Origin of the sequence: Ruegeria atlantica, from assembly GCF_001458195.1 — a bacterium.
Lineage (GTDB): Bacteria > Pseudomonadota > Alphaproteobacteria > Rhodobacterales > Rhodobacteraceae > Ruegeria > Ruegeria atlantica.
In genome coordinates this window covers 227984-245080 of the sequence record NZ_CYPU01000039.1, presented here as the reverse complement: position 1 = coordinate 245080, position 17097 = coordinate 227984, and the positions used below count along the sequence as shown (strand labels likewise).

18 protein-coding genes and 1 pseudogene are annotated in these 17097 nt (G+C 57.6%); 12 read left to right on the top strand and 7 right to left on the bottom strand.

Annotated elements, in window-relative coordinates; all coding sequences use genetic code 11:
• Nucleotides 1-24 precede the first annotated feature (24 nt).
• A complete protein-coding gene (gene lipB, locus RUA4292_RS11130; protein WP_058277643.1) occupies nucleotides 25-681 on the top strand; it encodes a lipoyl(octanoyl) transferase LipB in 657 nt (218 codons plus the stop codon).
• Between the two features lie 298 nt (nucleotides 682-979).
• On the opposite strand, the pseudogene RUA4292_RS11125 reads toward lipB, so the two are convergent.
• A pseudogene (locus tag RUA4292_RS11125) lies at nucleotides 980-1927 on the bottom strand (cation diffusion facilitator family transporter).
• Nucleotides 1928-2011: 84 nt separating this feature from the next.
• Between RUA4292_RS11125 and RUA4292_RS11120 the strand changes: the two are divergent.
• Complete coding sequence (locus tag RUA4292_RS11120; RefSeq protein ID WP_058277642.1) at nucleotides 2012-2437, top strand: MerR family transcriptional regulator; 426 nt, start codon at nucleotides 2012-2014, stop codon at nucleotides 2435-2437.
• A gap of 11 nt (nucleotides 2438-2448) precedes the next feature.
• On the opposite strand, the gene RUA4292_RS11115 is transcribed toward RUA4292_RS11120, so the two are convergent.
• Nucleotides 2449-2868, bottom strand: a complete 420-nt coding sequence (locus RUA4292_RS11115) for an HIT family protein (protein ID WP_058277641.1) — start codon at nucleotides 2866-2868, stop codon at nucleotides 2449-2451.
• 289 nt (nucleotides 2869-3157) lie between these two features.
• On the opposite strand from RUA4292_RS11115, the gene ctaD reads away from it, so the two are divergent.
• From ctaD to RUA4292_RS11095, 4 genes are all read left to right on the top strand, one after another.
• Nucleotides 3158-4831: a cytochrome c oxidase subunit I gene (gene ctaD / locus RUA4292_RS11110; RefSeq protein WP_058277640.1), complete on the top strand. Its 1674-nt coding sequence runs from the start codon at nucleotides 3158-3160 to the stop codon at nucleotides 4829-4831.
• Nucleotides 4832-4978: 147 nt separating this feature from the next.
• Nucleotides 4979-6163: a bestrophin family protein gene (locus RUA4292_RS11105; RefSeq protein WP_058277639.1), complete on the top strand. Its 1185-nt coding sequence runs from the start codon at nucleotides 4979-4981 to the stop codon at nucleotides 6161-6163.
• Nucleotides 6112-6711, top strand: a complete 600-nt coding sequence (locus RUA4292_RS11100) for a 2-hydroxychromene-2-carboxylate isomerase (RefSeq protein ID WP_058273903.1) — start codon at nucleotides 6112-6114, stop codon at nucleotides 6709-6711. Before RUA4292_RS11105 ends, RUA4292_RS11100 begins: the two co-directional genes overlap by 52 nt.
• A gap of 44 nt (nucleotides 6712-6755) precedes the next feature.
• Nucleotides 6756-7250 carry a DUF2244 domain-containing protein gene (locus tag RUA4292_RS11095; RefSeq protein WP_058277638.1) on the top strand — a complete coding sequence of 165 codons (495 nt, stop codon included), beginning with the start codon at nucleotides 6756-6758 and terminating at the stop codon, nucleotides 7248-7250.
• A 21-nt stretch (nucleotides 7251-7271) separates the two neighbouring features.
• Here the strand turns inward: RUA4292_RS11095 and RUA4292_RS11090 are convergent, their stop codons facing one another.
• A complete protein-coding gene (locus tag RUA4292_RS11090) occupies nucleotides 7272-7757 on the bottom strand; it encodes a GatB/YqeY domain-containing protein (protein WP_058278160.1) in 486 nt (161 codons plus the stop codon).
• A 183-nt stretch (nucleotides 7758-7940) separates the two neighbouring features.
• Between RUA4292_RS11090 and carA the strand changes: the two genes are divergently transcribed.
• A complete protein-coding gene (gene carA / locus RUA4292_RS11085) occupies nucleotides 7941-9107 on the top strand; it encodes a glutamine-hydrolyzing carbamoyl-phosphate synthase small subunit (RefSeq protein WP_058278159.1) in 1167 nt (388 codons plus the stop codon).
• 81 nt (nucleotides 9108-9188) lie between these two features.
• Complete coding sequence (locus RUA4292_RS11080) at nucleotides 9189-11057, top strand: glycosyltransferase (RefSeq protein WP_082637081.1); 1869 nt, start codon at nucleotides 9189-9191, stop codon at nucleotides 11055-11057.
• 3 nt (nucleotides 11058-11060) lie between these two features.
• Here the strand turns inward: RUA4292_RS11080 and RUA4292_RS11075 are convergent, their stop codons facing one another.
• Nucleotides 11061-11708: a GntR family transcriptional regulator gene (locus RUA4292_RS11075; protein ID WP_058277637.1), complete on the bottom strand. Its 648-nt coding sequence runs from the start codon at nucleotides 11706-11708 to the stop codon at nucleotides 11061-11063.
• Between the two features lie 100 nt (nucleotides 11709-11808).
• Here RUA4292_RS11075 and RUA4292_RS11070 point away from each other — a divergent pair, with 100 nt between their 5' ends.
• The 3 genes from RUA4292_RS11070 to RUA4292_RS11060 all read left to right on the top strand — a co-directional run bounded on the left by RUA4292_RS11070 (nucleotide 11809) and on the right by RUA4292_RS11060 (nucleotide 14061).
• A complete protein-coding gene (locus RUA4292_RS11070) occupies nucleotides 11809-12453 on the top strand; it encodes a pyrimidine 5'-nucleotidase (RefSeq protein ID WP_058277636.1) in 645 nt (214 codons plus the stop codon).
• A gap of 86 nt (nucleotides 12454-12539) precedes the next feature.
• Entirely contained in the window at nucleotides 12540-12788 is a 249-nt protein-coding gene (locus tag RUA4292_RS11065; RefSeq protein ID WP_058277635.1) for a hypothetical protein, read from the top strand.
• 76 nt (nucleotides 12789-12864) lie between these two features.
• On the top strand, nucleotides 12865-14061 hold the full coding sequence (locus RUA4292_RS11060) for a UbiH/UbiF family hydroxylase (protein WP_058278157.1): 1197 nt from the start codon (nucleotides 12865-12867) through the stop codon (nucleotides 14059-14061).
• Nucleotides 14062-14074: 13 nt separating this feature from the next.
• Here the strand turns inward: RUA4292_RS11060 and RUA4292_RS11055 are convergent, their stop codons facing one another.
• Nucleotides 14075-15202, bottom strand: coding sequence for an aminotransferase class V-fold PLP-dependent enzyme (locus tag RUA4292_RS11055; protein WP_058277634.1), 1128 nt, complete (start codon nucleotides 15200-15202; stop codon nucleotides 14075-14077).
• A 230-nt stretch (nucleotides 15203-15432) separates the two neighbouring features.
• Between RUA4292_RS11055 and hutC the strand changes: the two genes are divergently transcribed.
• Nucleotides 15433-16134 carry a histidine utilization transcriptional repressor HutC gene (hutC, locus tag RUA4292_RS11050; protein ID WP_199520002.1) on the top strand — a complete coding sequence of 234 codons (702 nt, stop codon included), beginning with the start codon at nucleotides 15433-15435 and terminating at the stop codon, nucleotides 16132-16134.
• A gap of 6 nt (nucleotides 16135-16140) precedes the next feature.
• Here the strand turns inward: hutC and RUA4292_RS11045 are convergent, their stop codons facing one another.
• Nucleotides 16141-16599 (bottom strand): Lrp/AsnC family transcriptional regulator, encoded by a 459-nt coding sequence (locus RUA4292_RS11045; RefSeq protein ID WP_058277632.1) that lies wholly within the window; start codon nucleotides 16597-16599, stop codon nucleotides 16141-16143.
• Complete coding sequence (locus RUA4292_RS11040; RefSeq protein WP_058277631.1) at nucleotides 16596-17051, bottom strand: Lrp/AsnC family transcriptional regulator; 456 nt, start codon at nucleotides 17049-17051, stop codon at nucleotides 16596-16598. Before RUA4292_RS11040 ends, RUA4292_RS11045 begins: the two co-directional genes overlap by 4 nt.
• Nucleotides 17052-17097: the final 46 nt, after the last annotated feature.

Sequence of the window (17097 nt, the reverse complement as noted above, 5' to 3'; positions counted from 1 at the left end):
CTGCCCCGGCGGTAAGGAGCATTTATGGAATGGAAGATCACCGACGGGCTGACCGATTACAAAGATGCCGTCGCCTTCATGGAGGCGCGCGTGGCCGCAATTGCGGCGGGAGAAGCGGATGAATGTGTGTGGCTGCTGGAGCATCCGCCGCTTTACACCGCTGGCACCTCAGCCCGGATCGAAGACCTGACCGACCCAGATCGCTTTCCAGTCTTTGAGGCCAAGCGTGGTGGCGAATATACCTATCACGGCCCCGGCCAGCGCGTGGCCTATGTGATGCTGGACCTGAACACACGCGGCAAGGACGTGCGTCGTTTCGTCAAGCAACTGGAAGAGTGGGTGATCGCAGCGCTGGCCGAGTTCAACGTGCATGGTGAAATCCGCGACGGACGCGTTGGTGTTTGGGTGCGGCGCAATGACAAACCGCTGACCACTTCGGGCCAACCTGCCGAGGATAAAGTGGCCGCGATCGGATTGCGCTTGCGCAAATGGGTCAGCTTCCACGGCATCTCGATCAATGTCGAACCTGACCTCGAACATTTTTCGGGCATCGTCCCCTGCGGCATCACCGAACATGGGGTTACGTCGCTTGTCGATCTGGGGTTGCCGGTTACCCTGGTGGACGTGGACACAGCCCTACGGAAAACCTTCTCAGAGGTTTTTGCCCCCAATGGGGGCTAAATCGATACCTGCGAATCGTTCAGAATCAATGCGCTGTTAACAATCCCGCAATTTTTAACCCCGCTGTTTCCATACTGAGCCAAAATTTCCCAATGGCTACAGTACAAATAGGGCAAATGGGTGAAAAACTCACTCAAATGGATACATCCCGCGTGTTTGCGGGTAGTTTAGATTTGCCGTTCTTAGAGTGAGTGGTGTTTTAACCGGTGATCTTGGGTCATCCTGAGTAATCGGAAAATTTTTTGTTAACGAGTCTGCCGTTCCGACCCCAAATCGGAGCGGCAATTCGCATCCCGCTCTATAGTTTCTCTTCTGTATGCCCAAAACGAGACGACCCGACACACGCGCGGTCGATCTGCTCAAGCTCAAGCGTGGCGTGACCAATGGCAAACCGGTCGCGGAGCGATTGTCTGACGCTGGCCCTCACCCCTTCCGCATCGGCCCAGGCCGCCGCGTCCACGACCAGATGGGCCGTCAACGCGGGCTCTCGCTCCTGCATGCTCCACAGGAGGACATGGTGAACCTCGGACACACCCGGTATGTCCTCGATGGCCGAGGCGACCTCTTCCGGGTCCAGTTCGGGGGGCGCTGCCATCATCAGAACGCGGATCGTTTCGCCAATTTCACTTTTGACATGCCACAGTATGTAGACCGAAATCAGGATCGTGACGGCGGGGTCTACCCATGTCCAGTTGAACAGGATCACCGCGGTGCCGGCAATGATCACGGCCACCGATCCCAAGGCGTCCGCCACGTTGTGCAGAAAGGCCGCCCGGATGTTCATGCTGTCCTTGGCCATCGAGTAAGTTAGCGCAGCCGTGACAAGGTCCACAATCAAAGCCAGTGCCGCGATTCAGACGACCATCCAGCCGTTAACCGGCTCAGGCTCAAAAAACCGCATCACGCCTTCGTAGAACAAGTACACCGACAGCACGACCAGAGTGGTGTAGTTGACCAGCGCTGCGACGACCTCGGCCCGGCCATAGCCGAAGCTCATGCGTGGATCGGCAGGTCGGCGGGCGATTTTGCGGGCGAAAAACGCGATGACCAGCGCGATGGCGTCAGAGAAATTATGCAGGGCGTCGGCGATCAACGCCAGCGACCCTGAAAAAATGCCCCCAATGACCTGTGCCAGCGTCAGGAACATGTTGACGGCAATGGCCCAAGCAACGCGCGCGTCCCCTACCTCCGGGTCTATGTGGTGGTGCGCGTGGCTGTGCCCCTTATGAGAGTGATCATGTGCCATCTAAAATGTGTGTCCCTTGTTACGGCTGCACATTTCATGTAATTCCTCTAGTGACTAGAGGTTCAAGAGCCCTAAGGAAAAAAGATGTTTTCAATTGGGTATTTGTCGCGTCACACGCAGGTCAAGATTCCGACCATCCGGTTTTACGAAGACAAGGGGCTGTTGCCGCGCCCGGATCGAACAGCGGGTAATCAGCGCCGGTACGACGACACTGCCTTAAAACGGCTGATTTTTATTCGCCATTGCCGCGATCTGGGTTTGCCGCTGACCGACATAGAAGGTTTGCTGTCTCTGGAAGGCGCATCTGGCCGCGACCTTAACCAAGCGCATGAAATTGCTGAAAGACAACTGGCCGACCTGCGGGACCGTATTTCCCGCCTGCGCAGCCTCGAGGCGGAACTGTCTCGAATTTCCAAAGCCTGCGATGGCAAGCACGACCATGTCTGCGCCGTGCTACACGCATTTGGCGGTCATAGTGAGTGCGCGGGGCCACACACGCACTTGAAGTAACTGCCTCCCAGTTAGCTCAGCGCAGCTTTGATCTTTTCGGAATGCTGCGCGATCAGGTCGAAATCGCCCATCGTTCCCGGCGCCCGTACAGCAACACCATCATGGCGCGGCAGAATATGGAAATGCAGGTGGAACACCTCCTGCCCTCCGGCGGCTTCGTTGAATTGCTGGATCGTGACACCGTCCGCATAAAACGCTGCGACGACAGCCTTGGCCATTTTCTGGACCGTTGCGGTCACAGCCGCCAGTTGTGCAGGCGTTGCATCCAGAATGTTGCGGCAAGGAGTTTTGGGGATCACCAGCAGATGCCCGTCCGCGCGCGGCATGATATCCATGAAGGCCACCGTATCGTCATCTTCGTATACTCGGCTCGAAGGGATCTCTGCGCGCAAAATCTTGGCAAAAATATTCTCGGGATCATAGGCGGTCATTTCAATTCTCCGATTGACGCGTTGCCGACAGTTCTGCGGCGCACCCCGGCCCGGGTCAAGCGGGGAACGCAATTCCCAGCCGCCCCCTTGAATTCGGGGCGCTGATACCCAGAAGAATGCGGAATTTAGTGAAAAATTCGCGGGTCGCCCTCCTGCCCGCGACAATTAATCTTGATCCAGATCAAACTCGACCATTGAAGGTCGTCCCCCCGCAATCTAAAACCAGCAGGAATTCCGCGCGATGGAGAGGTCCAACTGCGCGGTGCAGTTGCAACAGGAGGCACCTATAATGGCAGACGCAGCCATTCATGGTCACGACCATGAAGACCAGCGCACATTTTTCCAGCGCTGGTTCATGTCGACCAACCACAAGGACATCGGGATTCTATACCTGGTCGTCTCGGCACTTGCCGGTCTGATTTCAGTTCTGATGACTGTTGTCATGCGGATCGAATTGATGGAACCCGGGGTGCAGCATATGTGCCTGGAAGGCTTCCGGCTGTTTGGTAGTGGAGCCGAGCTCTGCACGCCTAACGGACACCTGTGGAACGTTATGATCACCTACCACGGTGTTCTGATGATGTTCTTCGTGGTCATCCCCGCGCTTTTCGGCGGATTTGGCAACTATTTCATGCCGTTGCAGATCGGTGCACCGGACATGGCCTTCCCGCGGATGAACAACCTGTCTTTCTGGCTTTATGTCGCTGGTACGTCGCTGGGTGTGGCCTCGTTGCTGAGCCCCGGTGGTAACGATCAGCTCGGTTCGGGCGTAGGCTGGGTTCTGTACCCGCCGCTGTCGACGACCGAAGGCGGCATGTCCATGGACCTTGCGATCTTTGCCGTGCACGTATCGGGCGCCTCCTCGATCCTCGGCGCGATCAACATGATCACCACCTTCCTGAATATGCGTGCCCCGGGCATGACCCTGTTCAAGGTGCCGCTGTTCAGCTGGTCGATCTTTGTCACCTCGTGGCTGATTCTGTTGTCCCTGCCGGTTCTGGCGGGCGCAATCACCATGTTGCTGATGGATCGCAACTTTGGCTTCACCTTCTTTGATCCCGCAGGTGGCGGCGATCCGATCCTGTATCAGCACATCCTGTGGTTCTTTGGCCACCCGGAAGTGTACATCGTGATCCTGCCCGGTTTCGGCATCATCAGCCACGTCATCGCGACCTTCTCGCGCAAGCCGGTCTTCGGTTACCTGCCGATGGTTTGGGCGATCATCGCGATTGGTGTGCTGGGCTTTGTCGTGTGGGCGCACCACATGTACACCGTTGGCCTGTCACTGCGTCAGCAGGCGTACTTCATGCTGGCCACGATGGTCATTGCGGTGCCGACTGGGGTTAAGGTCTTCTCGTGGATCGCGACCATGTGGGGCGGTTCGATCGAGTTCAAGACACCGATGCTGTTCGCCTTCGGCTTCCTGTTCCTGTTCACCGTTGGCGGTGTGACCGGTGTGGTTCTGTCGCAAGCCGGTGTGGACCGTGCGTATCACGACACCTATTACGTGGTTGCGCACTTCCACTACGTGATGAGCTTGGGTGCCGTGTTTGCGATCTTTGCGGGAATGTACTTCTACTTCTCCAAGATGACAGGTCGCCAGTACTCGGAATTCTGGGGCAAGGTTCACTTCTGGATGTTCTTCATTGGCGCCAACCTGACCTTCTTCCCGCAGCACTTCCTGGGCCGTCAGGGCATGCCGCGCCGCTACATCGACTACCCTGAGGCATTCGCCCAGTGGAACTATGTATCGTCGATTGGCGCGTTCATTTCGTTCGCCTCGTTCCTGCTGTTCTTCGGCATCGTGATCTACGCCCTGCTGCGTGGCAAGCGTGAGACCCGACCGAACCCTTGGAACGAATACGCGGATACGCTGGAATGGACCCTGCCGACCCCGCCGCCCGAGCACACGTTCGAGCAGCTGCCAAAGCAGGAAGATTGGGATAAAGGCCACGCCCACTAATCCCGGCAACATAGACTGACAAAGCCCCGCAGATGCGGGGCTTTTCATTTTCGGGCCTCAAGAATTAAACAGCGCTGGCATAGACTTGCCCGAGAATAAGCCGTTAGACTGATCTGCAATCGCCAATTGCGCAGGACCCGGTCGGTCATGATCCTTCACGACGGAATAACTGTACGACAGATGGTCAAAGGCTCCTTTGGCTTTATCTGCATCGTGCTGACATGGACGCTGCTGGTTGTACTGGCAGATGAACTCACGACAATCGAGCTGATCTCGAACCCCAGCCCGCCCGTCACCATGCTCGGGCTGGCAGTGGCGTTCTTTCTGGGCTTCAAAAACACATCGGCCTTTGCGCGCTGGTCCGAAGCGCGCAGCATCTGGGGCGAAATCGTCAATGCCAGCCGGGACTGGGGCAATACTATTAGCAATCTGGTGCTGCCCGACGGCACACCGATTGATCCCGCGCTGCGCGACGAACTGATCGAACGTCACATCGCATGGCTCAATATGCTTGCCTTTCAGCTGCGCCAGCCCTCGCCGACAGGACGCAGCCGACGTCCATGGATGTTTGGACACAAACCTATTTCAGACCGCACCGAGCTGCATCAAAAGCCCGAATGCTGGCGTGAACGCCAATTGGAAAGCGACTTGCCCAGGCTTGAAGGCAAGAGCAATCGCGCCGCCTATCTGTTGTTTCTTCAGGGCGAAAAGCTTGCTGAGTTGGCGCGCAGCCGTGGGATTGACCCCTATTGGCACGTCGCCCTGATGGACCGCCTCGCGCGGTTTACGACGACACAGGGGCGATGTGAGCGCATCAAAAACACACCGTTCCCAAGACAGGTTGCCGAGGTCGGTCGCGTCTTCAGTTGGATCTTCATCTTCATGCTGCCGCTGGCGTTCAACGACGAGCGATCGATCATCCCCGAAACAGATATCTCCGTATTGCAGCTCGTGATTTTCGACTGGCTGACATTTGCGCCGGTTGGGGCGCTGGTCTGCTGGATCTTCTTTGTCACCGAACGCGTCAGCGCCTCGATGGAGGATCCGTTCGAAGGGGATGTGACCGATGTTCCGATCTCGGCCCTTTGTCGCAGCATCGAGATTGACTTGCGGCAGATGACCGACTGCGGGGTTGCGCCTCAACCCGCGCAACCCATCGAAAAGTTCTGTTTTAGAGCGACCCAATTTGGCGCGTCCGCAACGGCATTTCAGGGTGCGTTCGATAATCTGAACAATTTAGGGTATCATGTATCCAGAAACCCTGGGATCGGAGCCATCAGATGCCCGAAATTGACTTTTGGTTTTCCATCGGTAGCACATACAGCTTCCTGACGATCATGCGCCTGGATGATTGGTGTGATGAGCATGACGCGACCGTCAATTGGCGACCGTTCAATGTGCGCACCGTGATGTCCGAACAACAGAACATTCCCTTTGCAGGCAAACCGGCCAAATCCGCATATATGTGGCGCGATATCGAGCGGCGCGCCGCCAAGTACCACCTGCACGCCACGCTTCCGGCACCCTACCCGATCTCGGATCTTGCGCTTGCCAATCAGGTCGCTGTGCTGGGTATGTCGGATGGCTGGGGTAAATCCTTTACTCAAAACCTGTACCGTATCTGGTTCGAAGAAGGGATCGAGGCGGGCAGCGAAACGGCGCTGTCAGAAGCACTGCACCGGTGTCAGCAGGACCCGCGCCTGACCCTTGCACGCGCCCGCAGCCCGGACACGATCTCGGCGCTTGAAACCGAAACAGAACAGGCCACAAAGCTGGGCGTTTTTGGCGCCCCTAGCCTGGTCGTTCGCGGCGAGGTTTTCTGGGGCGATGACCGGCTGGACGACGCGTTATCGTGGGCCAGAGTTGGGCACGTCATCTGATCTTTCCTGTTAGACACCGGCAGGTGTTGCGCTATTTTTGCACCATGCCGTATCGATGGAATCAAACCTCAAGTTCCGAGCAAGAGTTGCGCCTGTGGCCGCATAACTCTCTGCCCCCACGCTGGGCGATGCGTGTGGTGTTGGCGGTCTTCCTGTTTGGCTTGATTCCCCTGATGGCTGTTCTTGGGTCGGTTTTGCTGTGGGGTTTGCTGCCATTCATGCTGTTGACCGTTCTGGGACTGTGGTTCGCGATCCAGTCCAATTACCGTGCACGCAGCGTTTTCGAGGTGTTGACCTTGACCGGCTCGCAGGCCCGTCTGGTGCAGCATCACCCACAACGGGGGCAGCAGGAGTGGTCCTGCAACCGCTATTGGGCGCGCCCCGAAATGCACGAGCGCGGCGGCCCGGTCCCGAATTATGTTACACTGACCGGTGACGGCCGCGAAGTTGAAATCGGCGCGTTTCTGTCTGAGGAAGAGCGGATTTCGCTGTTTGATGAACTCACAAAAAAACTGCGCGAACCTGTCGCGCAGTCTTAGCATCTGGCAAAAGAAAAGGGCTTAGCAGCCGCCGCTTGCCCCAGCGCAAAGCTGGTCTTTGACCATCGGGCCAACCTTGCCGAAATCCATCTGGCCGGTGTAGCGAGTTTTCAGCTCACCCATCACTTTGCCCATGTCGCGGATCGACCCGGCACCGGTGGCCGTGATTGCGGTCTGAATGGCCTTGCTCACCTCGTCATCGTCCAATTGCTTGGGCAGAAATTCCTCGATGACCTCGACCTCGCGCAGTTCCCGTTCGGCCAGATCCAACCGGCTGCCCTCTTCATAGGCACGGGCGCTTTCCTTGCGCTGCTTGGTCATTTTACCAAGAATTTCAAGCACCTCTGTGTCGCCGCAGCCTTTGGCTTCTTCGTTGTCAGACGCGCGCGAGGCGATGTCACGGTCCTTGATCGCAGCATTAATCAGGCGCAGCGTCGACAGACGCTCGGCATCCTTGTCTTTCATTGCTTGCTTCAGGGCAGTGTTCACCCTTGATCGCATATCCATATGTTCTGTCCATCCCCATGGCAAAGGAACCCCGACCATATCGAAACAAAAAGCGCGATACAACAGGGGGTGCATATGGTTAACTTATTGATTTTAAACAATAGCCTAAAAATTGAACAGACTTGACCCGAGCGTACAACCCCCTTAGGTATGCGCCGGTTTACCTTGCAGGAGAGTCGCGCCATGGCCCAGAACGCCCCGTCCAAGCCCACCGCATGTCTGGCATTGGCCGACGGTACATTGTTCTACGGTATGGGCTTCGGCGCCACCGGCCAAACCGTGGCTGAACTTTGCTTTAACACCGCCATGACCGGATACCAGGAAATCATGACCGACCCCTCTTATGCGGGACAGATCGTGACCTTCACCTTCCCTCATATCGGCAATGTCGGCGTGAACCCCGAAGATGATGAGACCGGCGATCCGGTTGCCGCCGGGATGGTGGTCAAATGGGATCCAACCGAGCCATCGAACTGGCGCTCGGCCGAAGAATTGAAAACCTGGCTCGCCCGCCGTGGCCGCATCGCCATCGGTGGTGTGGACACCCGCCGCCTGACCCGTGCCATCCGTCAGCAAGGCGCTCCTCATGTCGCGTTGGCGCATGATCCCGACGGTAACTTTGATATCGAGGCACTGGTCGCCGCCGCGCGCAGCTTTGCCGGTCTGGAAGGTATGGATCTGGCCAAAGAGGTCACCTGCGCTCAAAGCTATCGCTGGGACGAAATGCGGTGGACCTGGCCAGACGGGTACAAACGTCAGGAAGCTCCAGTGCATAAAGTTGTCGCCGTGGACTTTGGCGCAAAGCGCAATATCCTGCGCTGCCTCGCCTCGGCTGGCTGCGACGTCACGGTTCTGCCTGCAACGGCGACGGCCGCCGAGGTGCTGGCCCATAATCCCGATGGCGTGTTCCTGTCGAACGGCCCCGGAGACCCGGCAGCCACCGGTGAATACGCCGTGCCTATGATCAAAGAGGTTCTGGACGCCACCGACCTGCCCGTCTTTGGCATCTGTCTGGGCCACCAGATGCTGGCACTGGCTTTGGGCGGCCATACCGTCAAGATGAACCACGGCCACCACGGGGCCAACCATCCGGTCAAAGACCTGGATACCGGCAAGGTCGAGATCACGTCGATGAACCATGGCTTCGCGGTGGATGGCCAGTCCCTGCCCGACGGAGTTGTGGAAACCCACCGCTCGTTGTTTGACGGGTCCAACTGCGGCATCCGCATGACCGATCGCCCTGTCTATTCAGTGCAGCACCACCCCGAGGCCTCGCCTGGCCCACAGGACAGCTACTACCTGTTCGAACGCTTTGCCGAAGCTATGGCAGACAAGAAAGCACAGGCTTAACCACTTCATCGTTTAGTTTTAACGCGGTGTTAACCATGATTGAGCAACCCTGACGCCAGGCCACCGTGTTGGGAAAAATTAATGGTTGAACATAGCCTGCAACAATTCGCACGCGCCGCGCCGATTTCTAATCGGTCGCGGAAACCTCTGGGCACCTGTTTGGTTGAACGTGGTTGCATCACCATCGCGCAGCTTGAAAAGGCGCTGCATCTGCAGTCCAGACAACAGGCCCCACTGGGCGAGATCCTTGTTGGAGAGGGTTGGATCAGCCGTCAGGAGGTCATGGATGCCCTTTCCGAGCAAACCAATCTGCAAATTGCCGATCTGAAAGACACACCCCCCTCCCCGAGCTTATGTGACTTCAAACCGGTCGAGTTCTGGCTGAAGCATAATGTGATCCCATGGCAACGCATCGGCCCGATCCTGCTGATCGCGACCGCTGATCCGAACCGCTTTGCCGCAGTACGCGCCGCCCTGTCCGACACTGAACACACGATTGCACCAGTACTTGCATCGACTAGTCAGATTGATCTCGCGATTGCCAGCGCATTTTCCGAAACTTTGGCAAAAGGCGCGGAAACCCGGGTCGACAAGGATCAGAGCTGTCGATCGTGGTCGCCGACAAAGCGCGTGGGTCCCATCGCGGCCCTTGCGGGACTTCTTTTCTTTTTTACAGCCTTTCCTCTGGCTGGTCTGGCTGCTCTTTTGACCACGGCCACCGTTTCACTGCTCTTGTTCATGGTTTTACGCATTGTGGGCTTGGTCTCATACCTTATGAAATGCCGCCAAGGGAGCCCAACCCCCGAGCCTGTTCCATTGCGATTGCCGCGCGTATCGATGATGGTGCCCCTTTACAAAGAACGAGAAATAGCAGGCGCTTTAATAAAGCGGCTGCAACGCCTGACCTACCCAAAAGCGTTGTTGGACGTCATTCTGGTGCTGGAAGCCTCAGATGAGGTCACGCGCACCACATTAAGCCGAGTGGATCTGCCCAGCTGGATCAGAACAGTGGAAGTCCCGGAACTGAACGGACTGACGACCAAGCCCCGCGCGATGAACTACGCGCTGGATTTTTGCCGTGGCGACGTTCTGGGTGTGTGGGATGCCGAGGACGCGCCGCAACCGGATCAGATCGAACGGGTGGTCCGGCATTTTGCGCGAGCTGACGAAGACGTCGTCTGCCTGCAAGGTGTTCTGGATTATTACAACCCGCGCACAAATTGGCGGTCACGCTGCTTTACCATCGAATACAACAGCTGGTTTCGGATCATCCTGCAAGGCATTGCGCATCTGGGTCTGGTCGTCCCCCTTGGGGGCACAACATTCTTTTTTCGCAGGGATAAATTGCTGGAGCTTGGCGGCTGGGATGCCCACAACGTAACCGAGGATGCAGATCTGGGCGTGCGCCTCAGCCGTGCGGGGTATCGAACCGAGATGGTTGATACCACCACCTATGAAGAGGCAAACTTTCGTGCCTGGCCGTGGGTCAAGCAGCGCTCGCGCTGGCTGAAGGGGTTCATGGTGACCTATTTGGTGCACATGCGTGCTCCGCGGCGTCTGATAAGCGACATCGGGTTCAAGCGATTTCTTGGCGTTCAGGCGTTCTTCTTGGGCACTATTGGGCAGTTTCTACTGGCACCGGTCCTATGGCTGTTTTGGTTGGCGACTCTGGGCTTGCCTGGCCCGTTCGATCCGCTTTTGTCTGATTGGGCCTTCTACGCACTCATCAGCCTGTTTTTGGTGGCCGAGATCACCAATCTGATCGTTGGAATGCTGGCCGTTGCAGCACAGGAAAGACGGTTCCTGATGCCGTGGGTTCCAACAATGCCACTATATTTTCCGCTAGGCGTATTAGCCGCCTACAAAGCCCTGTGGGAACTGGCCAGCAACCCGTTCTTTTGGGACAAAACTCAGCATGGGCAGGCCCGCGAAGAAGTACAGCCGCACTGACGATCATTTCTCGCGCAGCACCGCATCCTGTTTCAGCCGGGTCATGAAGGCCACCGAGATATGTTCTTTCAGCGCGCGCTCTGCCGCCTCTTCATCCCTTGCGGTGATCGCCTCGACAATGCCCTTGTGCTCACTTTGCGCAATCTCGCCGCGGCCCTGAACGGCAAGCGAGGTCGTAGCCATCAGAGCCATTGTGCGGTGCACAAGATTCAGCTGCTGCACCAGATACCGGTTGTGCGAAGCCAGATGGATCTGTTCATGAAACCGCCGGTTGGCCCGCGACAGTGCCGTTGGATCATTCACCAGCGCATCGTCAGCGGCGACCATGTCCTGTAGCACTTTGATCTCTTCTTCGGTGGCGTGTTTCGCGGCCAGCTTTGCGGCCAACCCTTCCAATTCGCGCCGGACCACATAAAGTTCGGCCATTTGGTTGTGATCTAATGAGGCCACGATCAGTGATCGTCCGTCACGCTCTAGCAGGGACTGCGTCTCAAGTCGCTGCAACGCTTCGCGGATAGGTGTACGAGACACGCCAAATCGTTCTGCCAGCTCACTTTCGACCAATCGGTCGCCGGGCTTGTAAATGCCCACATCAATCGCTTCGAGAATAAGGCTATAGGCGTCTTTGTTAGGCTGACGGGATTGCGGCATGGGGTGTTTTTTCTCCTCGTTCGGACATGTCTATCCGCCTCAGGCCCGTGCAATCAAGTGTAGCATTGAAAACCTGTGCATGGCGGCCTAAACCCAACCCATGGTCAAACCTTCCTTTTCGCACGTCACACAATGGGTGTTCGACCTCGACAACACGCTGTACCCGCCTCATATGCAACTATTCGACCAGATCGAGGTTCTGATGACGGATTACGTGGTGCAGGCCATTGGCGTCGACCGAGCCGAGGCGGATCGTCTGCGCTCGCACTATTGGCGGGAATACGGCACCACGCTGGCCGGCTTGATGGCCGAGCATGACCTGGACCCCGACCCTTATCTGTACGCCGTGCATCAGGTGGACATGAGCCACATGGACCCCGACGCCGAGTTGGCCGACCACATCAGGTCCTTGCCCGGCCGTCGCATCGTTTACACCAACGGCAGCGCGCCTTATGCCGAACGTGTGCTAAAAGCACGCGGCCTCAGCGGTTTGTTCGATGCGGTTTATGGCGTAGAACACGCAGGCTATCGTCCAAAACCCGAACAGGCCGCGTTCGAGGCGATCTTTGCACAGGATGGCATCGACTCCGACAAGGCGGCCATGTTCGAAGATGATCCGCGCAATCTGGCTGCTCCGCACGCGATGGGAATGCGCACAGTTCACGTCGCGCCCCAGCCGCACGAGGCCGATCATATCCACCATCACACCGACGACCTGACTGCGTTTCTGTCCCGCCTGCGATAGGCTGCCACACTGCGACGATCTGCACATTCTGCAGGTGCATCATCGACCCTATATGCGCCTCAGCGACGAACAGAATCGGAGACCCCATGAGCGCGATCGAGATGCCCGGACGCCTGCCCATCTGGCAGCGCCTGTTGTTTGCAATTCCCCTGTTTGGCTGGTTAGCCAAAGATGCCGCTCATGCAAAGGGCGAAGAGTGGGGTTGTACAGCGGCCGCGATTTTCAGCATGTGGGGCTGTTCTGCCCTGTTGTTCGGTCTGCCGGGCCTATACATCCCAGCCGTGATGATGGTGCCGGTGATGTTCCTGATCCTCATCCTGATTTCACGCGGCTAACACGCGGGACAGGATGTCACTTGGCGCCCGATGCAGAACCGAACTAGGGTCTGCCAAACACTCGGAGGCCAAGGTCATGAAAGACAGCTGTGACATCCTGATTTCCGGCGGCGGAATCGCTGGTCTGACCGCTGCGGCGGCCTTTGGAACCACCGGGTTCGACGTCATTTGCGTCGACCCGACGCCCCCGATAACCGAGCGCGACGTGGACGGCTCTGATTTGCGGACCACCGCCTTTTTGCAACCGGCGCACGGCTTGTTAGAGCAATGCGGGCTGTGGCAACGGCTGGACCCACACGCGGCCCCCTTACAGATCATGCGGATTGTGGACGCAGGCGGAGATGTTCCTGAACCCCGCGTGGTACGCGATTTCAACGCCGCAGATATTTCGGATCTGCCCTTCGGCTGGAACCTGCCCAACTGGCTGCTGCGGCGCGAGATGGTGGCACGACTGGCCGAACTGCCCAATGTCGATTTCCGCCCCGGTACTGGCACTGTCAGTCTGTTCACCCGCACTGCCGAAGCGCGTGTCGGCCTGAGTGACGGCAGCCGCATTCGTTGCAAACTGGTGGTCGCCGCTGACGGGCGCAACTCTCCCATGCGCGAGGCGGCTGGGATCAACGTCCATTCCACGCGCTATGGCCAGAAAGCATTGGCCTTTGCAGTCACACATCCCATCCCGCACGACAATGTTTCGACCGAGATTCACCGCTCGGGCGGGCCGTTCACCCTGGTCCCCCTGCCCGATTGGCAAGGGCAACCGTCTTCGGCGATTGTGTGGATGGAGCGCGGACCCCGCGCGGTTGAGTTGCTCAACAACGAGTCCGAGGCGTTTGAGGCGCTGATGACCGAACGGTCCTGTGGGTTGTTCGGACCGTTAAAACTGGCCTCGCGCCGGACCATCTGGCCGATCATCAGCCAGTCAGCAGAACGTCTGGCGGGCGAGCGAGTCGCGCTGATGGCCGAGGCCGCCCATGTGGTGCCGCCAATTGGAGCCCAGGGATTGAACATGTCGCTGGGCGATCTGAGCAGTCTGCTGGAACTGGCGCAGGCCCGTCCTGAAGGTCTGGGCGATGCGCAGATGCTCGATGCCTATCACAAGGCTCGCCACACCGAAATCGAGATGCGGGTCAAAGGCATCGACCTGTTGAACCGCGCCTCGATGATCGAGGCGCGGCCGTTAAGGGACGTCCGGGCAATGGGGCTAAATGCGCTCTATTCTCTACCGGCTGTTCGCAAGACCTTGATGCAAATGGGCCTCGGCGTACGCTAAGGCCCGAATGGTTTCACAGAACCTGATCCAGCACGCGCTGGAGCCGCCCGATGGTGCCGTCGACGTCGTACAGTTTGTCCAGACCAAACAGACCAAGGCGGAAGGTGCTGAACCCTTCAGGCTCATCACATTGCAGCGGCACACCTGCTGCGATCTGCATGCCCAACGTCGCAAACTTCTTACCATTCTGAACTTCCGGGTCCGAGGTATAGCTGACCACGACACCCGGCGCGCCAAATCCGTCCGCTGCTACCGAGACGATGCCCTTGTCCCGCAGCATAGCCCGCACTCCATCGCCCAACGCCCATTGGGCGTCCCGCAGCTTGTCGAACCCATAATCGTGGGTCTCGACCATCGTATCGCGGAACGCCTTCAACGCATCCGTTGGCATGGTCGCGTGATACGCATGCCCACCATTTTCATAGGCTTGCATGATCTGCCGCCATTTTTTCAGATCAACGGCAAAGCTGTCGGACGTCGTCTCCTCCAACCGCGCTTCGGCACGCTCAGATAGCATGACAAGGCCCGCGCAGGGCGATGCGCTCCAGCCTTTCTGGGGGGCCGAGATCAGGACATCCACACCAGTGGCCTTCATATCGACCCAGGCACAACCCGACGCGATGCAGTCCAGCACCATTAGCGCCCCAACCTCATGCGCCGCCGCGGCCATGGCGGTCACGTAATTGTCGGGCAGAATGACACCGGCCGAGGTTTCTACATGTGGGGCAAATACAACATCCGGACGCTGTTCACGGATTGTTGAAACAACCTCATCAATCGGTGCGGGGGCAAAGGGCGACGGGCTGGAATTGCCGGTTTCACGGGCTTTGAGAACCGTCGCTGACGCCGTCAGATCACCGAATTCGATAATCTGGCTCCAGCGGTAGGAAAACCACCCATTCCGAACGACCAATACATTGGCGTTGCGCGCAAATTGCCGGGCCACGGCCTCCATCCCATAGGTGCCGCCACCAGGGATAATGGCCACACCATCCGCGTTATATACATCCTTCAGCAACCCCGAGATGTCGCGCATCACCTGTTGAAACTGAACTGACATGTGGTTCAGAGACCGATCCGTAAACACGACCGAGAACTCTTCGAGCCCAGAGGGATCGACGGTGTCCAATAGCGCTGGCATGGTTTGTCCTTTCAAATTGTCGTCAGCGGCCTCGCGACCCGGGTTAATTTGCCGAGACCCGTACTGAACCCGAATATCTGACCTAAGGGAACTAAAAACAAAACACTCAAATGATATTTTGTTGGTCGAATCTGGCAAGAAATGACGCCAATTAGTGTCAGCTGCCCTTTACACTCTGACGTGTTTCTGACCAGATGCACTCACTTTACAGAAGAAAGGTATTTCGACAGGTGAATGCGCATAAGCGGATCAGTTTTCAAGTTGTAAGGGACGAAGTCAAACGGCGGATTGAAAGCCGCATTTGGCCGCAGGGATCGCTTCTGCCAACCGAAACGCAACTTGCCGAGGAATTCAATTGCGCACGCGCGACAGTGAACCGTGCCCTGCGCGAACTGTCTGATCAGGGCTTTGTCGAGCGCAAACGCAAAAGCGGGACCCGGGTCAAAAAGGAACCCAGCAAGCATGCCAAGCTGGAATTTTCTTTGGCTCGTCAAACGGTTGAAAGCCAAAATGCAACCTATCGGTACTCGCTGGTTGAACGCAACGTGGTCGCAAGCCCCGGTTGGCTCGCCTCGCAGATCGCTGTATCGGCGGACATTCGCGTCCTGCAAGTCATCTGTATGCACTATGCAAACAACCGTCCCTTCCAATTGGAAGAACGCTGGATCAACATAGATGCGGTGCCCGAAATCGAACATGCCGATCTGACCAACCACGGCCCTCATGAATGGCTACTGAACGCCTCTCCGTTTACCGAGTCTGAGGTCTCCTTTTGCGCGATCTCTGCGGACGGACGATTGGCGGAATTCATGGGAACAACCCCCGGAACGTCGATGATCCAGCTAGAGCGCACGACCTGGAAGAACGGAAATCCGATTGCATTTGCCCGGATGACGCACCATCCCGGATATTGCATCCGCACGCGGTACTGAACGGGCTTATCCGATCGGTCCCGGCAAACGTTCCTCACTTAGCAGGACGTTGGCTTCGACATCTCCTGCGTCGGGCAAGGTCATGATCCGACGGCGCAGGACCCGCTCAAAATCCGACAGGTCGCGGGCAACCACCCGCAGGCGATAGTCGTACAGACCCAGCACATGCTCGACGGTCTGAACTTCGGGAATAGCACTAACGGCACGCTCAAAATCCTCCAGGCTGACCTGACCCTTGCGCGCCAGTTTCACGCCAAGGAATACTGTCACGCCGAATCCCAACGCCTCGGCATTCAGGCGCAGCCGACGACCTTTAATAACGCCCGAGGTTTCCAGTCGGCGGATGCGCCGCCATGTTGCCGGTTGTGACAGACCCAGCTTACGCCCCAACGCCCCGGCGCTCTGGGAGGCGTCCTGAGCCAACGCACACAGTATTTTTCGGTCCAGCTCATCCAATTCGGTCATACCGGCAAGACCTCTTCGCTCTTGACCCTCGCGATATGCATCAGGGCCTCAATATCCGCGATATGCGGCAGGGTCAGAATGCCGTCACGGTAGAGTTGTTGGTAGTGTGACATGTCTCTGGCAATCACGGACAGCCGCACATCCACCCTGCCCAGAAATGTTTGCAATTCGATCACCTCGGGCACTTGCCGGGCGGCGGCAGTAAATTCGTCAAACGCGCGCGATTGAGTCTTGTCCAGCGTTACCCGCAGCGAAACCTCGACCGCATACCCAAGCGCCGCCCAATCGATCACGGCCTCCTGCCCCTGGATTATTCCGGCGGCCTGCATCTTTTCGACCCGGCGCCAGCAGACACCCTGGCTGATACGGCAACGCTCGGCCAGTTCCGCAGCAGTCAGGCTGGGATCGGCCTGAAAGTGGCGCAGGATTCGGCGGTCTATATCATCAAGCATGAATTTTTCGTATTTTTGGCGTTACACGAATTATTCTTCATCTTTT

Excerpts from the sequence above, each read along its gene's own strand:
- lipB (WP_058277643.1), top strand. The coding sequence starts at position 25 with ATGGAATGGAAGATCACCGACGGGCTGACCGATTACAAAGATGCCGTC.
- RUA4292_RS11120 (WP_058277642.1), top strand. The coding sequence starts at position 2,012 with ATGTTTTCAATTGGGTATTTGTCGCGTCACACGCAGGTCAAGATTCCG.
- RUA4292_RS11115 (WP_058277641.1), bottom strand. The coding sequence starts at position 2,868 with ATGACCGCCTATGATCCCGAGAATATTTTTGCCAAGATTTTGCGCGCA.
- ctaD (WP_058277640.1), top strand. The coding sequence starts at position 3,158 with ATGGCAGACGCAGCCATTCATGGTCACGACCATGAAGACCAGCGCACA.
- RUA4292_RS11105 (WP_058277639.1), top strand. The coding sequence starts at position 4,979 with ATGATCCTTCACGACGGAATAACTGTACGACAGATGGTCAAAGGCTCC.
- RUA4292_RS11100 (WP_058273903.1), top strand. The coding sequence starts at position 6,112 with ATGCCCGAAATTGACTTTTGGTTTTCCATCGGTAGCACATACAGCTTC.
- RUA4292_RS11095 (WP_058277638.1), top strand. The coding sequence starts at position 6,756 with ATGCCGTATCGATGGAATCAAACCTCAAGTTCCGAGCAAGAGTTGCGC.
- RUA4292_RS11090 (WP_058278160.1), bottom strand. The coding sequence starts at position 7,757 with ATGGATATGCGATCAAGGGTGAACACTGCCCTGAAGCAAGCAATGAAA.
- carA (WP_058278159.1), top strand. The coding sequence starts at position 7,941 with ATGGCCCAGAACGCCCCGTCCAAGCCCACCGCATGTCTGGCATTGGCC.
- RUA4292_RS11080 (WP_082637081.1), top strand. The coding sequence starts at position 9,189 with ATGGTTGAACATAGCCTGCAACAATTCGCACGCGCCGCGCCGATTTCT.
- RUA4292_RS11075 (WP_058277637.1), bottom strand. The coding sequence starts at position 11,708 with ATGCCGCAATCCCGTCAGCCTAACAAAGACGCCTATAGCCTTATTCTC.
- RUA4292_RS11070 (WP_058277636.1), top strand. The coding sequence starts at position 11,809 with ATGGTCAAACCTTCCTTTTCGCACGTCACACAATGGGTGTTCGACCTC.
- RUA4292_RS11065 (WP_058277635.1), top strand. The coding sequence starts at position 12,540 with ATGAGCGCGATCGAGATGCCCGGACGCCTGCCCATCTGGCAGCGCCTG.
- RUA4292_RS11060 (WP_058278157.1), top strand. The coding sequence starts at position 12,865 with ATGAAAGACAGCTGTGACATCCTGATTTCCGGCGGCGGAATCGCTGGT.
- RUA4292_RS11055 (WP_058277634.1), bottom strand. The coding sequence starts at position 15,202 with ATGCCAGCGCTATTGGACACCGTCGATCCCTCTGGGCTCGAAGAGTTC.
- RUA4292_RS11045 (WP_058277632.1), bottom strand. The coding sequence starts at position 16,599 with ATGACCGAATTGGATGAGCTGGACCGAAAAATACTGTGTGCGTTGGCT.
- RUA4292_RS11040 (WP_058277631.1), bottom strand. The coding sequence starts at position 17,051 with ATGCTTGATGATATAGACCGCCGAATCCTGCGCCACTTTCAGGCCGAT.